Origin of the sequence: Nocardioides oceani (assembly GCF_030412965.1) — a bacterium.
In the GTDB taxonomy this organism is placed as follows: Bacteria; Actinomycetota; Actinomycetes; order Propionibacteriales; family Nocardioidaceae; genus Nocardioides; species Nocardioides oceani.
The window spans coordinates 199737-215123 of sequence record NZ_JAUHJQ010000005.1 but is presented as its reverse complement, the minus strand read 5'-3'; the positions used below and the strand labels follow the sequence as shown (position 1 = coordinate 215123).

The following is a 15387-nucleotide window of genomic DNA, read 5'->3' as shown; positions in this document are numbered from 1 at the left end:
CGCCGACCCTACGGCGCGGCGAGGAGCGGCACGCCCCCGCTCGCCGGCACCGTCGCGTCGGTGCGGCAGCGGCCGTCGGCGAGCCGGCAGGTGCGCAGCTCCAGCCGCCCGGAGAACGACGATCGGACGTAGTCGTCGGTGCGCGGGAGGTCCTGCAGCCGCGCCACCACGTGGGTGACCGTGCCGTCCCCGCCGAAGGCCGAGGCGAGCACGACGTCCTCGGCGCCGAGCCCGGTGGGCAGGCGGTCACCGGTGCGGGACTCGTGGAGCCGAACCGTGCCGTAGGCCGACCGCTCGTCCGCGACGCTGGTGAGGACCACCTCGCCGTCGGGTGAGAGCGACCCGCCTCGGCCCGGCAGGTCGTGGCCGACGCTGAAGAACGGCTGCTCGACCCGGACCCTGGTCGGCCCCTGCCGCGCGAGCACCGTGCCGGCCGCGCGGTCGAGGAGCACCGGCGGCTGGGCCACCGTCGTCGAGTCGTCGCCGGCGGCCCAGCGGACGTCGCCGAAGGCCGAGGCGAGGTGCACGACGCTGCCGTCCACGGCCACGACCTCCCCGGTGGCCTCCTCGAAGATGTCGAGCCGCTGCCGGTCCACGTCGTCCCCGGCGAGCACGTCGTGCAGCACCACCGTGCCGTCGGACTCGACCCAGGCCACGAGCGCGCTGTCGTGCTGGGCGGCCAGGCCGGTGCCCGGAGCCTGCGTGCCGAGCAGGGTGCGGGCCCCCTCCCGGTCCACGTGCACCACCCGCTGCTCCTCGTCGGCGACGACCACGCCGCCGCCCACGGCCACCAGGTCCACGACGCCGGCGAGGTCCGTCCGGCCGGACGGCAGGTGCAGGACGCCGTCGACCCACCAGGTCACCGGCACCGGGTTCTCGACGTCCACGACGCCCAGCGGGCCCAGCCGCTCCCCCGGCCGGTCGGGCCCGGGTTCGGGCTCGTCCGGCGAGCGGACCGCCCCGACGGCGTACGTCGCCGCGACCAGCGCCAGCACGACCGCCAGCCCGAGCGCGACCAGCCGGCCGCTGCGACGGGGTCCCAGCCGCGTCGGCAGCTCCTCCGGCGCCGGCGCCGGGCCCACGCGCACCGTCGCGGCCGCGCGGCGTACGCCGTCGAGGAGCGCGGGGTGGTCGGTCGTCCCTCGGCCGAGCAGCGCGGCCACCACCAGACGGGTCCGCTCGCGCTCGGGCAGCGCGCCGAGCGCGGCAAGCGCTTCGCGCAGCACGTCGGGCTCGTGGGGCTCGTGGGGCGCCTCGTCCGGCCCGGTCCGGTCCAGGCCCTGCTTGCGGGCGTCGGCGAGCGTCCGCAGCACCGCGCCGAGCACGTCGCCGTCGAGGTCCCCGACCGTCCTCAGCTCACGCCAGTCGCGGCGGGCGGAGCCGAGCGCGACGGCGACGACCCGGTGCGCGAGCGCCGGGCTGGCGCCGAGCAGGACGACGACGCGGACGAGCGGGACCCAGCGGGCGGCGAGGTAGTCGGGGAAGTCGTCCGCGCGCATCCGCCCTCCCGCCCTCGCCCGGGAACGCTAGGGGTGCAGCGACATCGGGCCGTAGACGCGGCGCTCGAGCTCGAAGAGCGTGACGGCGTCGACGCCCTCGGCCGCGAGCTCCGCGAACACCTCCCCGACCCACGACTCGGCGTCGGACTGGCTCGCGAAGCGCTCGGAGCCGAGGTCGCCCTCGACGGTGACCTCCTCGCCGGCGGCGTTCTCGAGCCGCCACCACCACGGCCGCTCGGCCGGCAGGGGGGCGCGGAAGGTGGTGGGCTGCTCGGGGAGGTTCACTCGCTGCTCCGGACGTTGGTGCGGACGAACGGCGGCTTGGTGAGCTGGAAGATCTCGCGGCGGCCACGCACGTCGACGCCGACCTCCGCCTCGGGGTTCACGAAGGTCGGCAGCAGCGCCAGCCCGATGCCCTTGCGCAGCGTCGGCGAGAAGGTCCCCGAGGTGATCTCGCCGAGCAGCACGTCGGCGGTCAACGAGACGCTCATGCCGGGGCGCGGGATGCCGCGACCGGTGGCGACCAGCCCGCGCAGGACGCGCTTGGGACCGGCCTCGCGCTCGGCGAGCAGCACGTCGCGGCCCCAGAACGCCGGCTTCGACCAGCCGACGGCCCACCCGAGGCGCGCCTCGTTGGGCGTGACGTCGAGCGAGATGTCCTGCCCGTGCAGCGGATAGCCCATCTCGGTGCGCAGCGTGTCGCGGGAGCCCAGGCCGCAGGGCTGCAGGCCGTGCGGCTCGCCCGCGGCGACGAGCGCGTCCCAGAGCGCGACGGCGACCCCGACGGGCGCGATCAGCTCGTAGCCGCGCTCACCGGTGTACCCGGTGCGGCACACCACGACCTCGGAGCCCTCGAACGGCGCCACCACGAACGACATGTAGTCGTGCCCCACCGGCAGGCCCGCGGCGGACAGCACCTCGTCGCTGAGCGGCCCCTGGACGGCGAGCACCGCGTGGTCGCGGTGCTGGTCCTCGACGGCCACGCCGTCGGGCGCCTGCGCCTCGAGGCGGCGGACCACCTCGGCGGTGTTCGCGGCGTTCGGCACGAGCAGGACCTGCTCGTCGTCGTGGAGGTAGACGATGAGGTCGTCGACCACGCCGCCGGTCTCCTCGTCGCAGCACAGCGTGTACTGCGCCTTGCCCGGCGCGATCCGGCCGAGGTCGTTGGTCAGCGTGGCGTCCACGTACGCCGCGGCGCCGGACCCCGACACGAGCGCCTTGCCGAGGTGGCTGACGTCGAAGAGGCCGACCGCCTCGCGCACGGCCGTGTGCTCCTTGACCGTGCCGGCGGCGTACTCCAGCGGCATCGACCAGCCGCCGAACTCGGCCATCTTGGCGCCCAGCGCCGCGTGGCGCTCGTGCAGCGGCGACCGCAGCAGCGAGGGGTCCGGGGTGGGGTCTCCAGCCATGCCGGGGAACCTACCCCAGCGACTGTCTATCCTTCCTCGGGTGACGTCGTACACGCTGCGCAACGCCAGCCCTGCCAAGACCAAGGCCGACGCGGTGGTGGTCGGTGTCCTGCAGGGCGCCGACGGCCCCGAGCTCGCGGACGGCGGCGACGACGTCGCGAAGGCCTACGGGCGCAAGCTGCGTCCGCTGCTCTCCACGCTCGGCGTGACCGGCAAGGCCGGCGAGGTCGTCAAGGTCCCGACCGCCGACACGGTCGCCACTCCCCTGCTGGTGCTGGTCGGGCTCGGCAAGGAGGCCACGCCCGCCGGCGTACGTCGCGCCGCCGGTGCCGCCGCCCGCGCGGTGACCAACGCGGCCTCGGTCGCGGTCGCGCTGCCCGCCGGCACGCCGGAGCTGGTCCGCGCGGTCGTCGAGGGCCACCGCCTCGGCGGCTACGCGTTCACGGCGTACAAGAAGGACGCGAAGGACGCCCGGGAGTCCGCCCCCGCCGACGTGGTCGTGCTGACCCCCGCGGCCCGCCGCAAGGAGGCCACGGCCGCACTGGAGGAGGCGCAGGTGGTGGCCGACGCCGTCGCCGCGACCCGCGACTGGGTGAACACTCCCCCGGGCGACCTGCGGCCGCCGGCCTTCGCCGACGCGGTCGTCGCCGCGACCAAGGCCGCCACCAAGGGCCGCGGCGCCCCCAAGATCGGCGTCACCGTCCACGACGAGGCTGCGCTCGCGGAGCTCGGCTGCGGCGGCCTGCTGGGCGTGGGCGCCGGCTCCGACGCCCCGCCGCGGCTCGTCGAGCTGACCTACGCGCCGCGCGGCGCCAAGCACCACCTGGCGCTGGTCGGCAAGGGCATCACGTTCGACTCCGGCGGCCTGTCCATCAAGCCGGCGCAGAGCATGCACGAGATGAAGTCCGACATGGCCGGAGCCGCCGCGGTCGTGCAGGCGACGCTGGCGATCGCCGCGCTCGGGCTGCCGATCAAGCTGTCGACGTTCGTGCCGATGGCCGAGAACATGATCTCCGGCAACGCCACCCGCCCCGGCGACGTCCTCCGCATCTACGGCGGCACCACCGTCGAGATCCTCAACACCGACGCGGAGGGCCGCCTCGTCCTCGCCGACGCTATCGTCCGCGCGACCGAGCAGCAGCCCGACACGATCCTCGACGTCGCCACGCTGACCGGCCACATGGTCGTCGCCCTGGGCGACAAGGTCTCCGGCGTCATGGGGAGCGAGACGGTCGTCCAGGACGTGCTCGACGCCGCGGTCACCGCGGGCGAGGAGTTCTGGCCGATGCCGATCCCCGAGCACATGCGCGAACGGATCACCTCCAGCAAGATCGCCGACCTCGCCCAGCACGACTGGATCCGCTGGGGCGGCGGGCTGTACGCCGCCGCGTTCCTGCGCGAGTTCACCGCCGGCCTGCCGTGGGCCCACCTCGACATCGCCGGGCCGGCCTTCGCCTCCGGCGGACCGTCGGGCCACGTCACCTCCGGCGGCACCGGCGTCGCCGTCGCGACCCTCGTCGACTACGCCCGGGCGCTCGTCGCGAAGGGCTGAGCCGGGACGCTTGACCCTGCCCCTGGGGCAGGCACCACGGTGCCGTCACCGGCGCACCCGCGCCGGTGACGAGGAGGCGACATGGCGGACGCAGCACTGCTCCCGATCGGCGACTTCGCGCGCGCCAGCGGGCTCACGCCCAAGGCGCTGCGGCTCTACGACGAGATGGGGCTGCTCGTCCCCGTCGAGGTGGACCCGGCCAGTGGCTACCGGCGCTATGCGCGCCACCAGCTCGACCGGGCCAGGCTGGTCGCCCGGCTCCGGCTGGCCGGCATGCCGCTGGCCCGGATCCGGGTCGTGGCCGACCTGCCGCCGCTCGCCGCGGCGGCCGAGCTGACGTCGTACTGGCGCCAGGTCGAGGCGGACACCGCCACCGCCCGCCGCATCGTGGCGGACCTCGTCGAGGAGCTGTCCACCGAGGAGGAACCCATGTCCCACGCACCCACCACGCCCTTCACCAGCGCCGCCCGCACCGGCACCGGCGGCCGTGACGTCCAGCTCGACGCGGTCCGCGCCGACGGCGGGCTCCTCGCCGTCGCCGACGGCTTCGGCCGCACCCCGGGGGTCGCCGAGGCGGCGCTGGCCGCCCTCGGCTCGCCCCGCTCCGTCACCGAGCTGGACGAGGCGGTACGCCGGGCCGCCGACGCCGTCGTCGCCGCAGCCGGGACCCCCGACGACGGCACGACGATCACCGCGGTCGTCGTCGAGGGACGCGAGGTCCTGCTCGCGCACCTCGGCGACTCCCGTGCCCACCTCGTCCGCCAGGGACGGCTCGAACGGCTCACCCGTGACCACACCGTCGTGCAGACGCTCGTCGACGAGGGACGGCTCTCGGCCGACGAGGCCCGGCTCGACGACCGGCGCGTGGTGCTGAACCGGGCGCTGGGGGCGGAGACCTCCGCCGACGCCGACCTCGCCGTCCGCGTCACCGAGCCGGGCGACCGGCTGGTCCTCACCACCGACGGGGTGCACTCCGTGCTCGATCCCGCCGAGCTGGCCGGCCTCCTCGCGGCGGACGTCGACGCCGCAGCCGTCGCCGACGCGGTGGCCGACGCCGTCGTGGCCGCAGGCGCCCCGGACAACTGGTCGGTGGTCGTCGTGGACCTGGGGAGCTGACCCTCCCCCGTCGCGGCCGGCCGAGCCCCGTGCCGGGTGTCGACGGCCGGCGCCGGGCACCTCCTGCCCGACCGGCGGACCGGGCTACAGCCCCTGCTGCTTGCGGCGACGGTTGAAGTCGCGCATGCGCTGCGGGATGCCGACGACGGCGGCGTCGTAGGAGGGGATCTGGTGGCTGTTGCAGAAGCGGTGGGCCCACTCGACCGACGGCACGCGCCGGCGGGTCCACTCGCCGTCGTGGGCGACGAGCAGGAGGGTCACGTCGCTGACGGCGGTGCGGGGCTCGACGAACCCCTCGACACCGCGGCGTACCTCGACCCAGGTGCGCAGGTGCTGCTCGTCGACCTTGTCCGACGCACGCACGCGGGTGGAGCCGGTGCGGTAGCCATCGCCGGCGGGCTTGCTCGTCCGCGGGCGTCGTCGGAAACGGTCGGTCCATGCCATGGCACCAGTCTGCCGGGGCCGGCCCGACCCGGTGTGGACACGCCCGGAAAGGGTGCAAAGATGGTCGGGCGCTCCCCTGCGATCCAGAGGAGCCGAGGCCGACTCAGGGAAGGACCAAGGTGGCCGACGCCGACTACGACGTACTGATCCTCGGTGCGGGCTCCGGCGGCTACGCGTGTGCCTTGCGCGCCGCGCAGCTCGGGCTGACCGTGGGACTCGTCGAGAAGGGCAAGGTCGGCGGCACCTGCCTGCACGTCGGCTGCATCCCGACCAAGGCGCTGCTGCACGCCGCGGAGGTCGCCGACAGCGCCCGCGACGCCGAGCAGTTCGGCGTCCGCGCCACGCTCGAGGGCATCGACATGGGCGGCGTCAACGCCTACAAGGACGGCGTCGTGAGCCGCCTCTTCAAGGGCCTCACCGGCCTGGTGAGGAGCCGCGGGATCACCGTGCTCGAGGGCGAGGGTCGGCTGACCGGCCCCCGGCAGGTCACGGTGGGCGACACCACGGTGACCGGCCGGCACGTCGTGCTGGCCTCCGGTTCCCACGCCCGCAGCCTCCCCGGCCTGGAGGTCGACGGCGAGCGCGTGCTGACCTCCGACCACGCGCTGCGCCTGGACCGTGTGCCGAGCAGCGTCGTGGTGCTCGGCGGCGGCGTGATCGGCTGCGAGTTCGCGAGCGTGTGGCGCAGCTTCGGCGCCGAGGTGACGATCGTCGAGGCGCTGCCCCGGCTCGTCGCGGCCGAGGACGAGGCGAGCTCCAAGGCGCTGGAGCGTGCGTTCCGCAAGCGCGGCATCGCCTTCCGCACGGGCACCCGCTTCCAGTCCGTCGCGCGCACCGACGACGGCGTCGCCGTGACCGTGGAGACCGAGGCCGGCGAGCAGAGCGTCGTCGAGGCCGAGCTGATGCTCGTCGCGGTCGGCCGCGGGCCGGTCACCGAGGGGCTGGGGTACGACGAGCAGGGCGTCGCGATGGAGCGCGGGTTCGTGCTGACCGACGAGCGCTGCCGCACCAACGTGGAGGGCGTGTACGCCGTGGGCGACATCGTCCCCGGCCTGCAGCTGGCCCACCGCGGCTTCCAGCAGGGCATCTTCGTCGCCGAGGACATCGCCGGGCTCGACCCGCGGCCGGTCGACGAGACCGCGATCCCCCGGGTGACGTACTCCTCGCCCGAGGTCGCCTCGGTCGGCCTCGACGAGCGGACCGCCGCCGAGCGCTACGGCGCGGACGGCATCGCGACGGCGACGTACGACCTCGGTGGGAACGGCAAGAGCCAGATCCTCAAGACGCAGGGCTTCGTCAAGCTCGTACGCCGCGTGGACGGTCCCGTCGTCGGGATCCACCTGGTCGGCGAGCGGGTCGGCGAGCTCGTCGGCGAGGCCCAGCTCATCTACGGCTGGGAGGGGTACCCGGAGGACGTCGCCCCGCTCGTCCACGCCCACCCCACGCAGAACGAGGCGCTCGGCGAGGCCCACCTCGCCCTCGCCGGCAAGCCCCTGCACGCGCACTCCTGATCACCGCAACCACGAAGAGCGAAGGAACTCATGGCCACCGAAGTCAACCTCCCGGCCCTCGGGGAATCCGTCACCGAAGGAACCGTCACCCGCTGGCTGAAGTCCGTGGGTGACTCGGTCGCCGTCGATGAGCCGCTGCTCGAGGTCTCGACCGACAAGGTCGACACCGAGATCCCGTCCCCCGTCGCGGGCACCCTGCTCGAGATCAAGGCGCAGGAGGACGACACGGTCGAGGTCGGCGCCGTCCTCGCGGTCATCGGCGACGAGGGCGAGTCCGCCGGCGACGCGTCCGGCTCCGCCGAGCCCGAGGCGCAGCCGAAGGACGAGGAGCAGGCGGAGAAGAAGGCCGAGCAGGAGCAGGAGATCGCCGACGAGACCGGCGACCTGCCCCCCGGCGACGAGACCCCCGAGGCGGAGAAGTCCGACTCCCCCGCCGCGTCCGGCGGCAGCGGTGACAGCGGTGACAGTGGCGGCGGGACGGGCGGCGGTGGCGGCGGTACGCCGGTCACGCTGCCGGCGCTCGGCGAGTCGGTCACCGAGGGCACCGTCACCCGGTGGCTGAAGTCGGTCGGTGACGAGGTCGCCGTCGACGAGCCGCTCCTCGAGGTCTCCACCGACAAGGTCGACACCGAGATCCCTTCGCCGGTCGCGGGCACGCTGCTCGAGATCAAGGCCGAGGAGGACGAGACGGTCGAGGTCGGCGCCGAGCTGGCGATCATCGGCGACAAGGGCGCCGCCCCGGCCCAGGCCGAGGAGAAGCCCGCTCCGCAGGCCGAGGAGAAGCCCGCCGAGCCGAGCCCGGCCGAGGAGGAGACCAAGCCGAGCCAGCCGACCGACGAGGGCGAGGCCGCCACCGAGCAGCCCGAGCCCGAGAAGGACCACGAGCCGGCCGCGGAGACCGCACCCGCCCCCAGCTCGCAGTCGCCGAGCACCGGCGAGCGCTCCTCGAGCGACACCTCCGGCGACAAGGAGCAGGCGCGCTCGGAGAAGACCGCCGACGGCGCCGGGTACGTCACCCCGCTGGTCCGCAAGCTGGCCGCCCAGCACGACGTCGACCTGTCGACGGTCGAGGGCACCGGCGTGGGTGGCCGCATCCGCAAGCAGGACGTGCTCGACGCGGCGAAGGCCCAGCAGCAGGCCCAGCAGGCCCCCGCCCAGCCCGCGGCGCAGCAGGCGGCCCCGGCCGCGAGCCAGCAGCAGGCCCCGTCGGTCACCCCCTCGCCGCTGCGTGGGACGACCGAGAAGATCAGCCGGCTGCGCAAGATCATCGCCGAGCGCATGGTCGACTCGCTGCAGACCACCGCCCAGCTCACGCAGGTGGTCGAGGTCGACGTCACCAACATCGCGCGGCTGCGCGAGTCGGTGAAGAACGACTTCCAGGCGCGGGAGGGCGTCAAGCTGTCGTACCTGCCGTTCTTCGCCAAGGCCTCGATCGACGCGCTCAAGCAGCACCCGAAGCTCAACGCCGGGATCGACACCGACGCCGGTGAGGTCACCTACTACGACCGCGAGAACCTCGCGATCGCGGTGGACACCGAGAAGGGCCTGATCACCCCGGTGATCAAGGACGCGGGCGACCTGTCGATCGCCGGCCTGGCCAAGAAGATCGCCGACGTCGCGCAGCGCACGCGGACCAACAAGATCGGTCCCGACGAGCTGTCCGGCGGCACCTTCACGATCACCAACCTCGGCAGCGTGGGCGCCCTGTGGGACACCCCGATCCTCAACAAGCCGCAGGTCGCGATCCTCGGCCCGGGCGCGGTCGTCAAGCGCCCGGTCGTCATCGACGACCCGAACCTCGGCGAGACGATCGCGGTGCGCCACATGGTCTACCTCGCGCTGACCTACGACCACCGCCTGGTCGACGGTGCCGACGCGGGCCGCTTCCTGCAGGACGTCAAGAAGCGCCTGGAGGCCGGCGTCTTCGACGTCTGAGTCGCTGACGGCGCCAGGGCCCGGGACCACGAGGTCCCGGGCCCTTGTGCGTCCTGGGAGGCTCGCGGCATGCGGATCGTGATCGCCGGCTCCTCCGGCTTCCTGGGCAGCCACCTCGTCGACGCGCTGCACGACCGCGGCCACGACGTCACCCGGCTCGTACGTCGCGTGCCGACCGCGCCCGACGAGGCGGCGTGGGACCCGGGGTCCGGCACCTACGACCGGGCCGCGGTCCACGGGGCCGACGTGGTGGTCAACCTCGCGGGCTCCCCCACGCTGGGCAACCCGCACTCGGCGCAGTGGGCGCGCGAGCTGCGCGAGAGCCGGGTGGCCTCCACACGGGTGCTCGCCCGGGCGGTCGCCGAGGCGGCCAGCCCGCCGGCGTACCTCGCGGGCAACGGCATCTCCTACTACGGCGACCACGGCGACCAGGTGCTCACCGAGGACTCCGACAGCCGCGGGCACGCGCTGCTCACCGACGTGACCCGCGACTGGCAGGCGGCCGCGCAGCCGGCGGTCGAGGCCGGCGCACGGGTCTGCTACCTGCGCACCGCGCCGGTGATGGACCGGCGCGCGGCCCCGCTGAAGCTGCTCGCGCCGCTGTTCCGCGCCGGCCTCGGCGCGCGGCTCGGCAGCGGCCGCCAGCACATGCCGATGATCTCGCTGCGCGACTGGGTCGACGCGGTGGTCTTCCTCACCGAGCACGAGACCGTCAGCGGGCCGGTCAACCTCACCTGCCCGAAGACGCCGACGAACGCGGAGTTCACGAAGGCCCTCGCCAGGGCGGTGCACCGCCCGGCGGTGCTGCCGGTGCCGTCGGTCGCACTGCGGCTGGGCGCGGGCGCGATGGCGCCGGAGCTGCTGGGCTCGCTCAACGTGCGCCCGGCGGCGCTCGAGGCGGCCGGCTTCGAGTTCTCCGACCGCGACGTCACCGCGGTGCTCACCGCCGGGCTGCGCTGAGCCGGTCCCGCAACGTCGGCACGCCGTCGCCCGCGAGGTGGTCGAGCGCCGCGGGCCGCCCGGCGAGCGCCAGCAGCACCGCGTCGGCAGCGCCGCGCACCGTCGGCCCGCCGCCGTGGGCCCAGCCGACGTCGTCGGCCTCGAACCGCAGCCCGTCGGAGGTCCCCCGTGGCACGAGGCCGCGCCCGGCGGCGCTGGTCAGGAAGTCCAGCGAGGTCCGCACCCGCTCCGCCGGTACGTCGCGGTGCAGCCCGAGCGGCCAGCGGATGTCCATCCCGTGCACGAGCAGGTCGGTGAGCGGCGCCTCGGGCCCCATGCCCGGCGGGGTGAACCGCGAGTCCGCCCGCTGCCGCAGCACCGCGACGAGCTCCTTGGTGGACCGGCGGGCGTGCCGGCGGGCCAGGTGGACGTTGGCCCGGTCGAACCTGCCGCCGGTGAGCACCATGGCGACCGCGAACCCCGCCAGGCCCACCTCCAGCGGCACGACGAGGTGGGCGACGACCTCGCGCACGCTCCACGCGGTGCACAGGCTGCGGGTCGCCTCCTCCTCGGGCGTCAGCCCGGAGACCAGGGCGGCCAGGGTGCGACGCTCGTCGGCGATCTCCTCGAAGATGTCCACGCCGCATCCTGGCGCGGCGGGGCTCAGTCGATCCAGTACCGCCGCTTCACGGGGCCGCCGTCCGGCTGCTCGACGCGGTCCTCCAGCACGCCGCCGCAGCGCTCGATGGTGGCGGCGGACGCCACGTTGTCGTCGTCGCAGGTGACCAGCACCCGGTCCACCCCGCCCGCCCGCGCCACGACCAGCGACTGGCGCAGGATCTCGGTGGCGTGGCCGCGTCGGCGGTGCGCCGGCCGGACGCCGTACCCCACGTGCCCGCCGTACGTCGCCAGCCAGTCGTTGAGCGCGAAGCGGATCGACGTCCGGCCGACCAGCTCGCCGCCCACCTCCGCGACGAGGAACGCGGCCGGCACCCGGTCCTCGGGCAGGTCGGTGCCGAGCCGCTCGCGCTCGTACTGGGCCAGCAGGTCCGCCCACGGCCGCTCGGGCGACCAGCCGAGGAGGAGCTCGAAGTCGTCGGCGACCAGCTCGTGGTGCGCGCGCACGGCCTCCGCCTCGTCCTCGGTCCGCAGGGGTCGCAGTCGCAGCTCGGTCATGCCCCGATCCTCCCAGGCACCCGTCCCACCCGTCACACGGGTTTCACCGCACCTCGTCGACGAGCCACGCCTCGCCGACCCGGACCAGCGTCAGCGTCCGCGTGCTCGGGCCGTCCTCGGGCAGCCGCACGTCGAGCCCGCGCCCGACCGCCCGGCCGCCGGTCATCCGGTCGGTCACCCTCAGGACCAGCCGGTGCGTGGCGGCCTCCAGCACGTCCACCGAGAGCAGCGCGAGCCCCAGGTCCTCGACGACGAGCCCGCGCCCGGCCCACCGCCCGAGCATCGCGCGGTCGTGCCGACCGGCCGCCGAGCCCGGGGTGTAGAGCCGCCCCAGCGCGGCGCGGTCACCCGCCGCCCAGGCGGCCGACCGGCGCCGGTCCCAGGCGGCCAGCACCGCGCGGGCGTCGGGACCCTGCGCCGCGACCGGACGCAGCGGCGGCGCCGGGCCGTCCGCGAGGAGCACCCCGGGCACGACGAGCGCCGCGGTGGCGAGGACGGAGACGAGCAGCAGGAGGGGTCGGCGCACCCCGTTCACCTACCCACGAGGCGGGGGCCGCGGCCGCTCGTCCACAGGTAGAGTCGAACGGGTGAGCACGCTGACGTTCCGCACGGTCGGCCTCGGGGACGACGCCCTCGACTACCTCGCCGCCTGGGACCTCCAGCGCGAGGTCCACGCCGAGGTCGCGGACGGCACCGCGCCGCCCACCGTCCTGCTGCTCGAGCACCCGCCGGTCTACACGGCCGGCAAGCGCACCGACCCGCACGAGCGACCGCTGGACCCCGGCGGCGCGCAGGTCGTCGACGTCGACCGCGGCGGGAAGATCACCTTCCACGGCCCCGGCCAGCTGGTCGGCTACCCGATCGTCACGCTCCCCGACCACGTCAAGGTCGTCGACTACGTCCGCCGGGTCGAGGAGGCGCTCATCGCGGTCTGCGCCGACCTCGGCGTCACCACCGCCCGCGTCCCCGGCCGCAGCGGCGTGTGGCTGCGGGCCGACGACCGCGGCCCGGAGCGGAAGATCGCGGCTATCGGCATCCGGGTCAGCCGCGGCGTGACCATGCACGGGTTCTCGCTCAACTGCGACGTCGACCTCGGCTGGTACGACCGGTTCGTCCCCTGCGGCATCGCCGACGCCGGGGTGACCACGCTGACCGCGGAGCTCGGCCGCCGCGTCACCACCGCCGACGTCCTGCCCCTCGTCGAGCGGCACCTGGCGACGTACCTCGCCTGGGAGCCGTACGCCGCCACGCCGGACTACGACGCGCGGCCCGAGCCGGGCCGCGGCCCCCGCATCGAGCTGGTCACCCCGCGGTAGGGCCCGCCCCGGCGCGCCCCCACCCGCGCCGCCCCGGTCCGCTGCTTGGATCGGGGCGTGCCCGACCTCGCGATCGAGACCCAGGGGCTCCGCAAGGAGTTCCGGACCCGCCGCGGCGTGCGCGTGGCCGTGGCCGACCTCGACCTGGCCGTGCCCGCCGGCGGGGTGCACGGCTTCCTCGGTCCCAACGGCTCGGGCAAGACCACGACGATCCGGATGCTGCTCGGTCTCGCCCGGGCCACGCGCGGCACCATGCGCGTGCTCGGCCAGCCGGTGCCCGACCGGCTGCCCCACGTCGTCGACCGGGTCGGCGCGGTGGTGGAGTCCCCGAAGTTCTCCCCGAACCTCACCGGCCGCCAGAACCTCCTGCTCCTCTCCCGCTCGATCGGCGTGCCCGACGCCCGGGTCGACGCCGCGGTGGAGACCGTCGGGCTGACCGGGCGGGAGCGCGACCGGTACAAGGCCTTCTCCCTCGGCATGAAGCAGCGCCTCGCGATCGCGGCGACCCTGCTCAAGGAGCCGGCGCTGCTGATCCTCGACGAGCCGACGAACGGGCTCGACCCGGCCGGCATCCGCGAGATCCGCGAGACGATCCGCGGGCTCGGCGAGGCCGGCGTGACCGTCCTGCTCAGCTCGCACATCCTCGCCGAGGTCCAGCAGGTCTGCACCTCGGCCACGATCGTCGGCCACGGCCGGCTGCTCGCCTCCGGCACCGTCGACGACCTGCTCGGCGGCAGCACCGTGCACCGCCTCGTCGTCCCCGACCCGGCCGCCGCGACCGCCGCGCTCGAGCGGGCCGGCGTGCCGGTGACCGCCGACGACGGCGACCCGGGCGTGCTGCGCGTGGAGACCGAGGACCCGGCGGCGGTGACCCGGCTGCTCGCCGCACGCGACATCTGGCTCAGCGAGCTGACGCCGCTGCGGCCCGACCTGGAGTCGATCTTCCTGCAGCTGACCGCCGACGACGCCCCCGGCCGGCCCGCGACCACCGAGGAGGCGGCCCGATGAGCTCGCTGGTCCGCGTCGAGCTGACCCGGCTGCGGTGGCGCCGGGCCGTGCTCCTGCTGCTGCTCGCCTGCCTGGTCGTCCCGGCGCTCATCACCGCGGCGACGCTGTGGGACACCCGCCCGGTCTCCGCGGAGGAGGAGGCGGCCGTCCGCGCGGCGTCGGCGCAGGAGATCGAGCGGTGCGAGCGCAGGCCCCGGCAGTACGGCGTCCGGCCGGCGCGCGCGGAGACCCGGTGCGCCGAGGTCGTCGTCGGCTGGCAGACCTCCCGGCGCGACCTCAGCCTGGCCGGCGAGCGCGCGGGGGCGGGGGTCGGCGTCACCGGCGTGCTGGTGGTGCTGCTCATGCTGGCGGCCACGACCTTCGCCGGGCACGACTGGAACAGCGGCTCGATGAGCAACCAGCTGCTGTTCCGACCGCGACGGGTCCGCGTCTGGGTGGCCAAGGCCGTCGCGGTCACCGGCCTGGCCGCCGTGGTGGCGACCGTCGTCAGCACGGCGTACTGGTTGACGATCTGGGCGGCGATGCGCGCACGGGACCTGCCGGTCGCCGACGGCTCGCTGACCGACTCGCTCGCCCAGGGCCTGCGCGGCGCCGGCATCGCGGCGGGCGCGGCGTTCGGCTGCTACGCGCTCACCATGCTCCTGCGCAGCACGGTCGCGACCCTCGGCGTCGTCCTGGCCCTCGGGTTCGCCTCGCTGTTCCTCGTCGACGCGCTGCCGATCAGCGGCGAGTGGGAGCCGCTCGACAACGCCGCGGCGGTCCTGCGCAACGGCTCGTCCTACTACGTCGACGTCCCACCGTCGTGCTACCAGCAGCCCCAGCCGACCCGCCCGGCCGAGGGCTCGACCTGTGACGACTCCCGCGAGCTGCCCGGCTGGCAGGGGGCGACCTACCTCGGCGCCGGCCTGCTGCTGGTCGGGGCGACGTCGGTGCTGTCGTTCCGCCGCCGCGACGTGCCCTGACCGCTGCCGCCCGTCGGCGCCGCGCTCAGCCGATCCGGCGGTAGTGCTCGGCCATCGCCGGGTAGTAGTCGCGGTCGAAGTCGACCGCCGCCACGTCGCCGCCGGTGGCCGCCACGACGAGCCGGTCGAGGTAGTACTCCCAGCCCGGGCCGACGCTCTCGGCCGCCGCAGGGTCGATGCCGGGCTGCTTGAAGGTGAGCAGGGTGCCGCCGTCGGTCGCGGCGCCGAGCTCCAGCTCGAGGTCCCACCAGTCGTCGCCGACGCGGGAGACCAGCACCAGCCGCTGCGGGTGCTCGCAGACGCTGATCGTCATCTGCTCGGTCGGGGCGTGCTCGCCCTCGGCGGTCATCGTGAACATGACCGACCCCTCGGCCGGGTCGCCGGTCCAGGTGCCGATCCAGCGCTCGAGCCGCTCGGGCTCGGTCACCGCGGCCCAGACCTCGGCGGCGGGCAGCGGGAGGTGGCGGGTGAGCATCAGGGTGCCGCCGACGACGCGGCCGGTGGGAGCGGGCATGCACCC

Annotated in this window: 16 protein-coding genes; 8 read left to right on the top strand and 8 right to left on the bottom strand. The window is 75.1% G+C overall.

Annotated features, from left to right (window positions below; all coding sequences use genetic code 11):
• Positions 1 to 8: 8 nt before the first annotated feature.
• Genes QWY28_RS14185 through gcvT form a run of 3 tightly spaced genes read right to left on the bottom strand, consistent with a single transcriptional unit; the run spans position 9 to position 2908 of the window.
• A complete protein-coding gene (locus tag QWY28_RS14185) occupies positions 9 to 1499 on the bottom strand; it encodes a hypothetical protein (protein WP_300953209.1) in 1491 nt (496 codons plus the stop codon).
• Between the two features lie 27 nt (positions 1500 to 1526).
• A complete protein-coding gene (locus QWY28_RS14180) occupies positions 1527 to 1784 on the bottom strand; it encodes a hypothetical protein (RefSeq protein WP_300953208.1) in 258 nt (85 codons plus the stop codon).
• Positions 1781 to 2908 (bottom strand): glycine cleavage system aminomethyltransferase GcvT, encoded by a 1128-nt coding sequence (gene gcvT / locus QWY28_RS14175; protein WP_300953207.1) that lies wholly within the window; start codon positions 2906 to 2908, stop codon positions 1781 to 1783. Before gcvT ends, QWY28_RS14180 begins: the two co-directional genes overlap by 4 nt.
• Positions 2909 to 2948: 40 nt before the next feature.
• On the opposite strand from gcvT, the gene QWY28_RS14170 reads away from it, so the two are divergent.
• Positions 2949 to 4460, top strand: a complete 1512-nt coding sequence (locus QWY28_RS14170) for a leucyl aminopeptidase (protein WP_300953206.1) — start codon at positions 2949 to 2951, stop codon at positions 4458 to 4460.
• An 81-nt stretch (positions 4461 to 4541) separates the two neighbouring features.
• A complete protein-coding gene (locus QWY28_RS14165; protein ID WP_300953205.1) occupies positions 4542 to 5576 on the top strand; it encodes a MerR family transcriptional regulator in 1035 nt (344 codons plus the stop codon).
• An 84-nt stretch (positions 5577 to 5660) separates the two neighbouring features.
• Here QWY28_RS14165 and QWY28_RS14160 read toward each other — a convergent pair whose 3' ends face one another.
• Positions 5661 to 6020 (bottom strand): hypothetical protein, encoded by a 360-nt coding sequence (locus tag QWY28_RS14160; protein WP_300953204.1) that lies wholly within the window; start codon positions 6018 to 6020, stop codon positions 5661 to 5663.
• A 119-nt stretch (positions 6021 to 6139) separates the two neighbouring features.
• Here QWY28_RS14160 and lpdA point away from each other — a divergent pair, with 119 nt between their 5' ends.
• The 3 genes from lpdA (at position 6140) to QWY28_RS14145 (ending at position 10426) form a co-directional block, all read left to right on the top strand.
• A complete protein-coding gene (gene lpdA / locus QWY28_RS14155) occupies positions 6140 to 7531 on the top strand; it encodes a dihydrolipoyl dehydrogenase (protein WP_300953203.1) in 1392 nt (463 codons plus the stop codon).
• A 30-nt stretch (positions 7532 to 7561) separates the two neighbouring features.
• Positions 7562 to 9466: a 2-oxoglutarate dehydrogenase, E2 component, dihydrolipoamide succinyltransferase gene (sucB, locus tag QWY28_RS14150; protein ID WP_300953202.1), complete on the top strand. Its 1905-nt coding sequence runs from the start codon at positions 7562 to 7564 to the stop codon at positions 9464 to 9466.
• A gap of 69 nt (positions 9467 to 9535) precedes the next feature.
• A complete protein-coding gene (locus QWY28_RS14145) occupies positions 9536 to 10426 on the top strand; it encodes a TIGR01777 family oxidoreductase (RefSeq protein WP_300953201.1) in 891 nt (296 codons plus the stop codon).
• Here the strand turns inward: QWY28_RS14145 and QWY28_RS14140 are convergent.
• The 3 genes from QWY28_RS14140 to QWY28_RS14130 are packed head-to-tail and all read right to left on the bottom strand — an operon-like array spanning position 10407 to position 12107.
• A complete protein-coding gene (locus QWY28_RS14140; protein WP_300953200.1) occupies positions 10407 to 11045 on the bottom strand; it encodes a maleylpyruvate isomerase family mycothiol-dependent enzyme in 639 nt (212 codons plus the stop codon). The two genes, QWY28_RS14145 and QWY28_RS14140, sit on opposite strands and share 20 nt — an antisense overlap.
• A gap of 23 nt (positions 11046 to 11068) precedes the next feature.
• Positions 11069 to 11581 carry a GNAT family N-acetyltransferase gene (locus tag QWY28_RS14135; RefSeq protein ID WP_300953199.1) on the bottom strand — a complete coding sequence of 171 codons (513 nt, stop codon included), beginning with the start codon at positions 11579 to 11581 and terminating at the stop codon, positions 11069 to 11071.
• 43 nt (positions 11582 to 11624) lie between these two features.
• Positions 11625 to 12107, bottom strand: a complete 483-nt coding sequence (locus tag QWY28_RS14130) for a hypothetical protein (protein WP_300953198.1) — start codon at positions 12105 to 12107, stop codon at positions 11625 to 11627.
• Positions 12108 to 12168: 61 nt separating this feature from the next.
• Here QWY28_RS14130 and lipB point away from each other — a divergent pair, with 61 nt between their 5' ends.
• The 3 genes from lipB to QWY28_RS14115 are packed head-to-tail and all read left to right on the top strand — an operon-like array spanning position 12169 to position 14867.
• Entirely contained in the window at positions 12169 to 12897 is a 729-nt protein-coding gene (gene lipB / locus QWY28_RS14125; RefSeq protein WP_300953197.1) for a lipoyl(octanoyl) transferase LipB, read from the top strand.
• A 57-nt stretch (positions 12898 to 12954) separates the two neighbouring features.
• Entirely contained in the window at positions 12955 to 13905 is a 951-nt protein-coding gene (locus QWY28_RS14120; RefSeq protein WP_300953196.1) for an ABC transporter ATP-binding protein, read from the top strand.
• The gene (locus tag QWY28_RS14115; protein ID WP_300953195.1) at positions 13902 to 14867 is read left to right on the top strand and encodes an ABC-2 transporter permease family protein; all 966 of its coding nucleotides are present in this window, start codon (positions 13902 to 13904) and stop codon (positions 14865 to 14867) included. The genes QWY28_RS14120 and QWY28_RS14115 overlap by 4 nt, the downstream gene beginning before the upstream one ends.
• A gap of 25 nt (positions 14868 to 14892) precedes the next feature.
• On the opposite strand, the gene QWY28_RS14110 is transcribed toward QWY28_RS14115, so the two are convergent.
• Positions 14893 to 15381, bottom strand: coding sequence for an SRPBCC domain-containing protein (locus tag QWY28_RS14110; protein WP_300953194.1), 489 nt, complete (start codon positions 15379 to 15381; stop codon positions 14893 to 14895).
• Positions 15382 to 15387 lie beyond the last annotated feature (6 nt).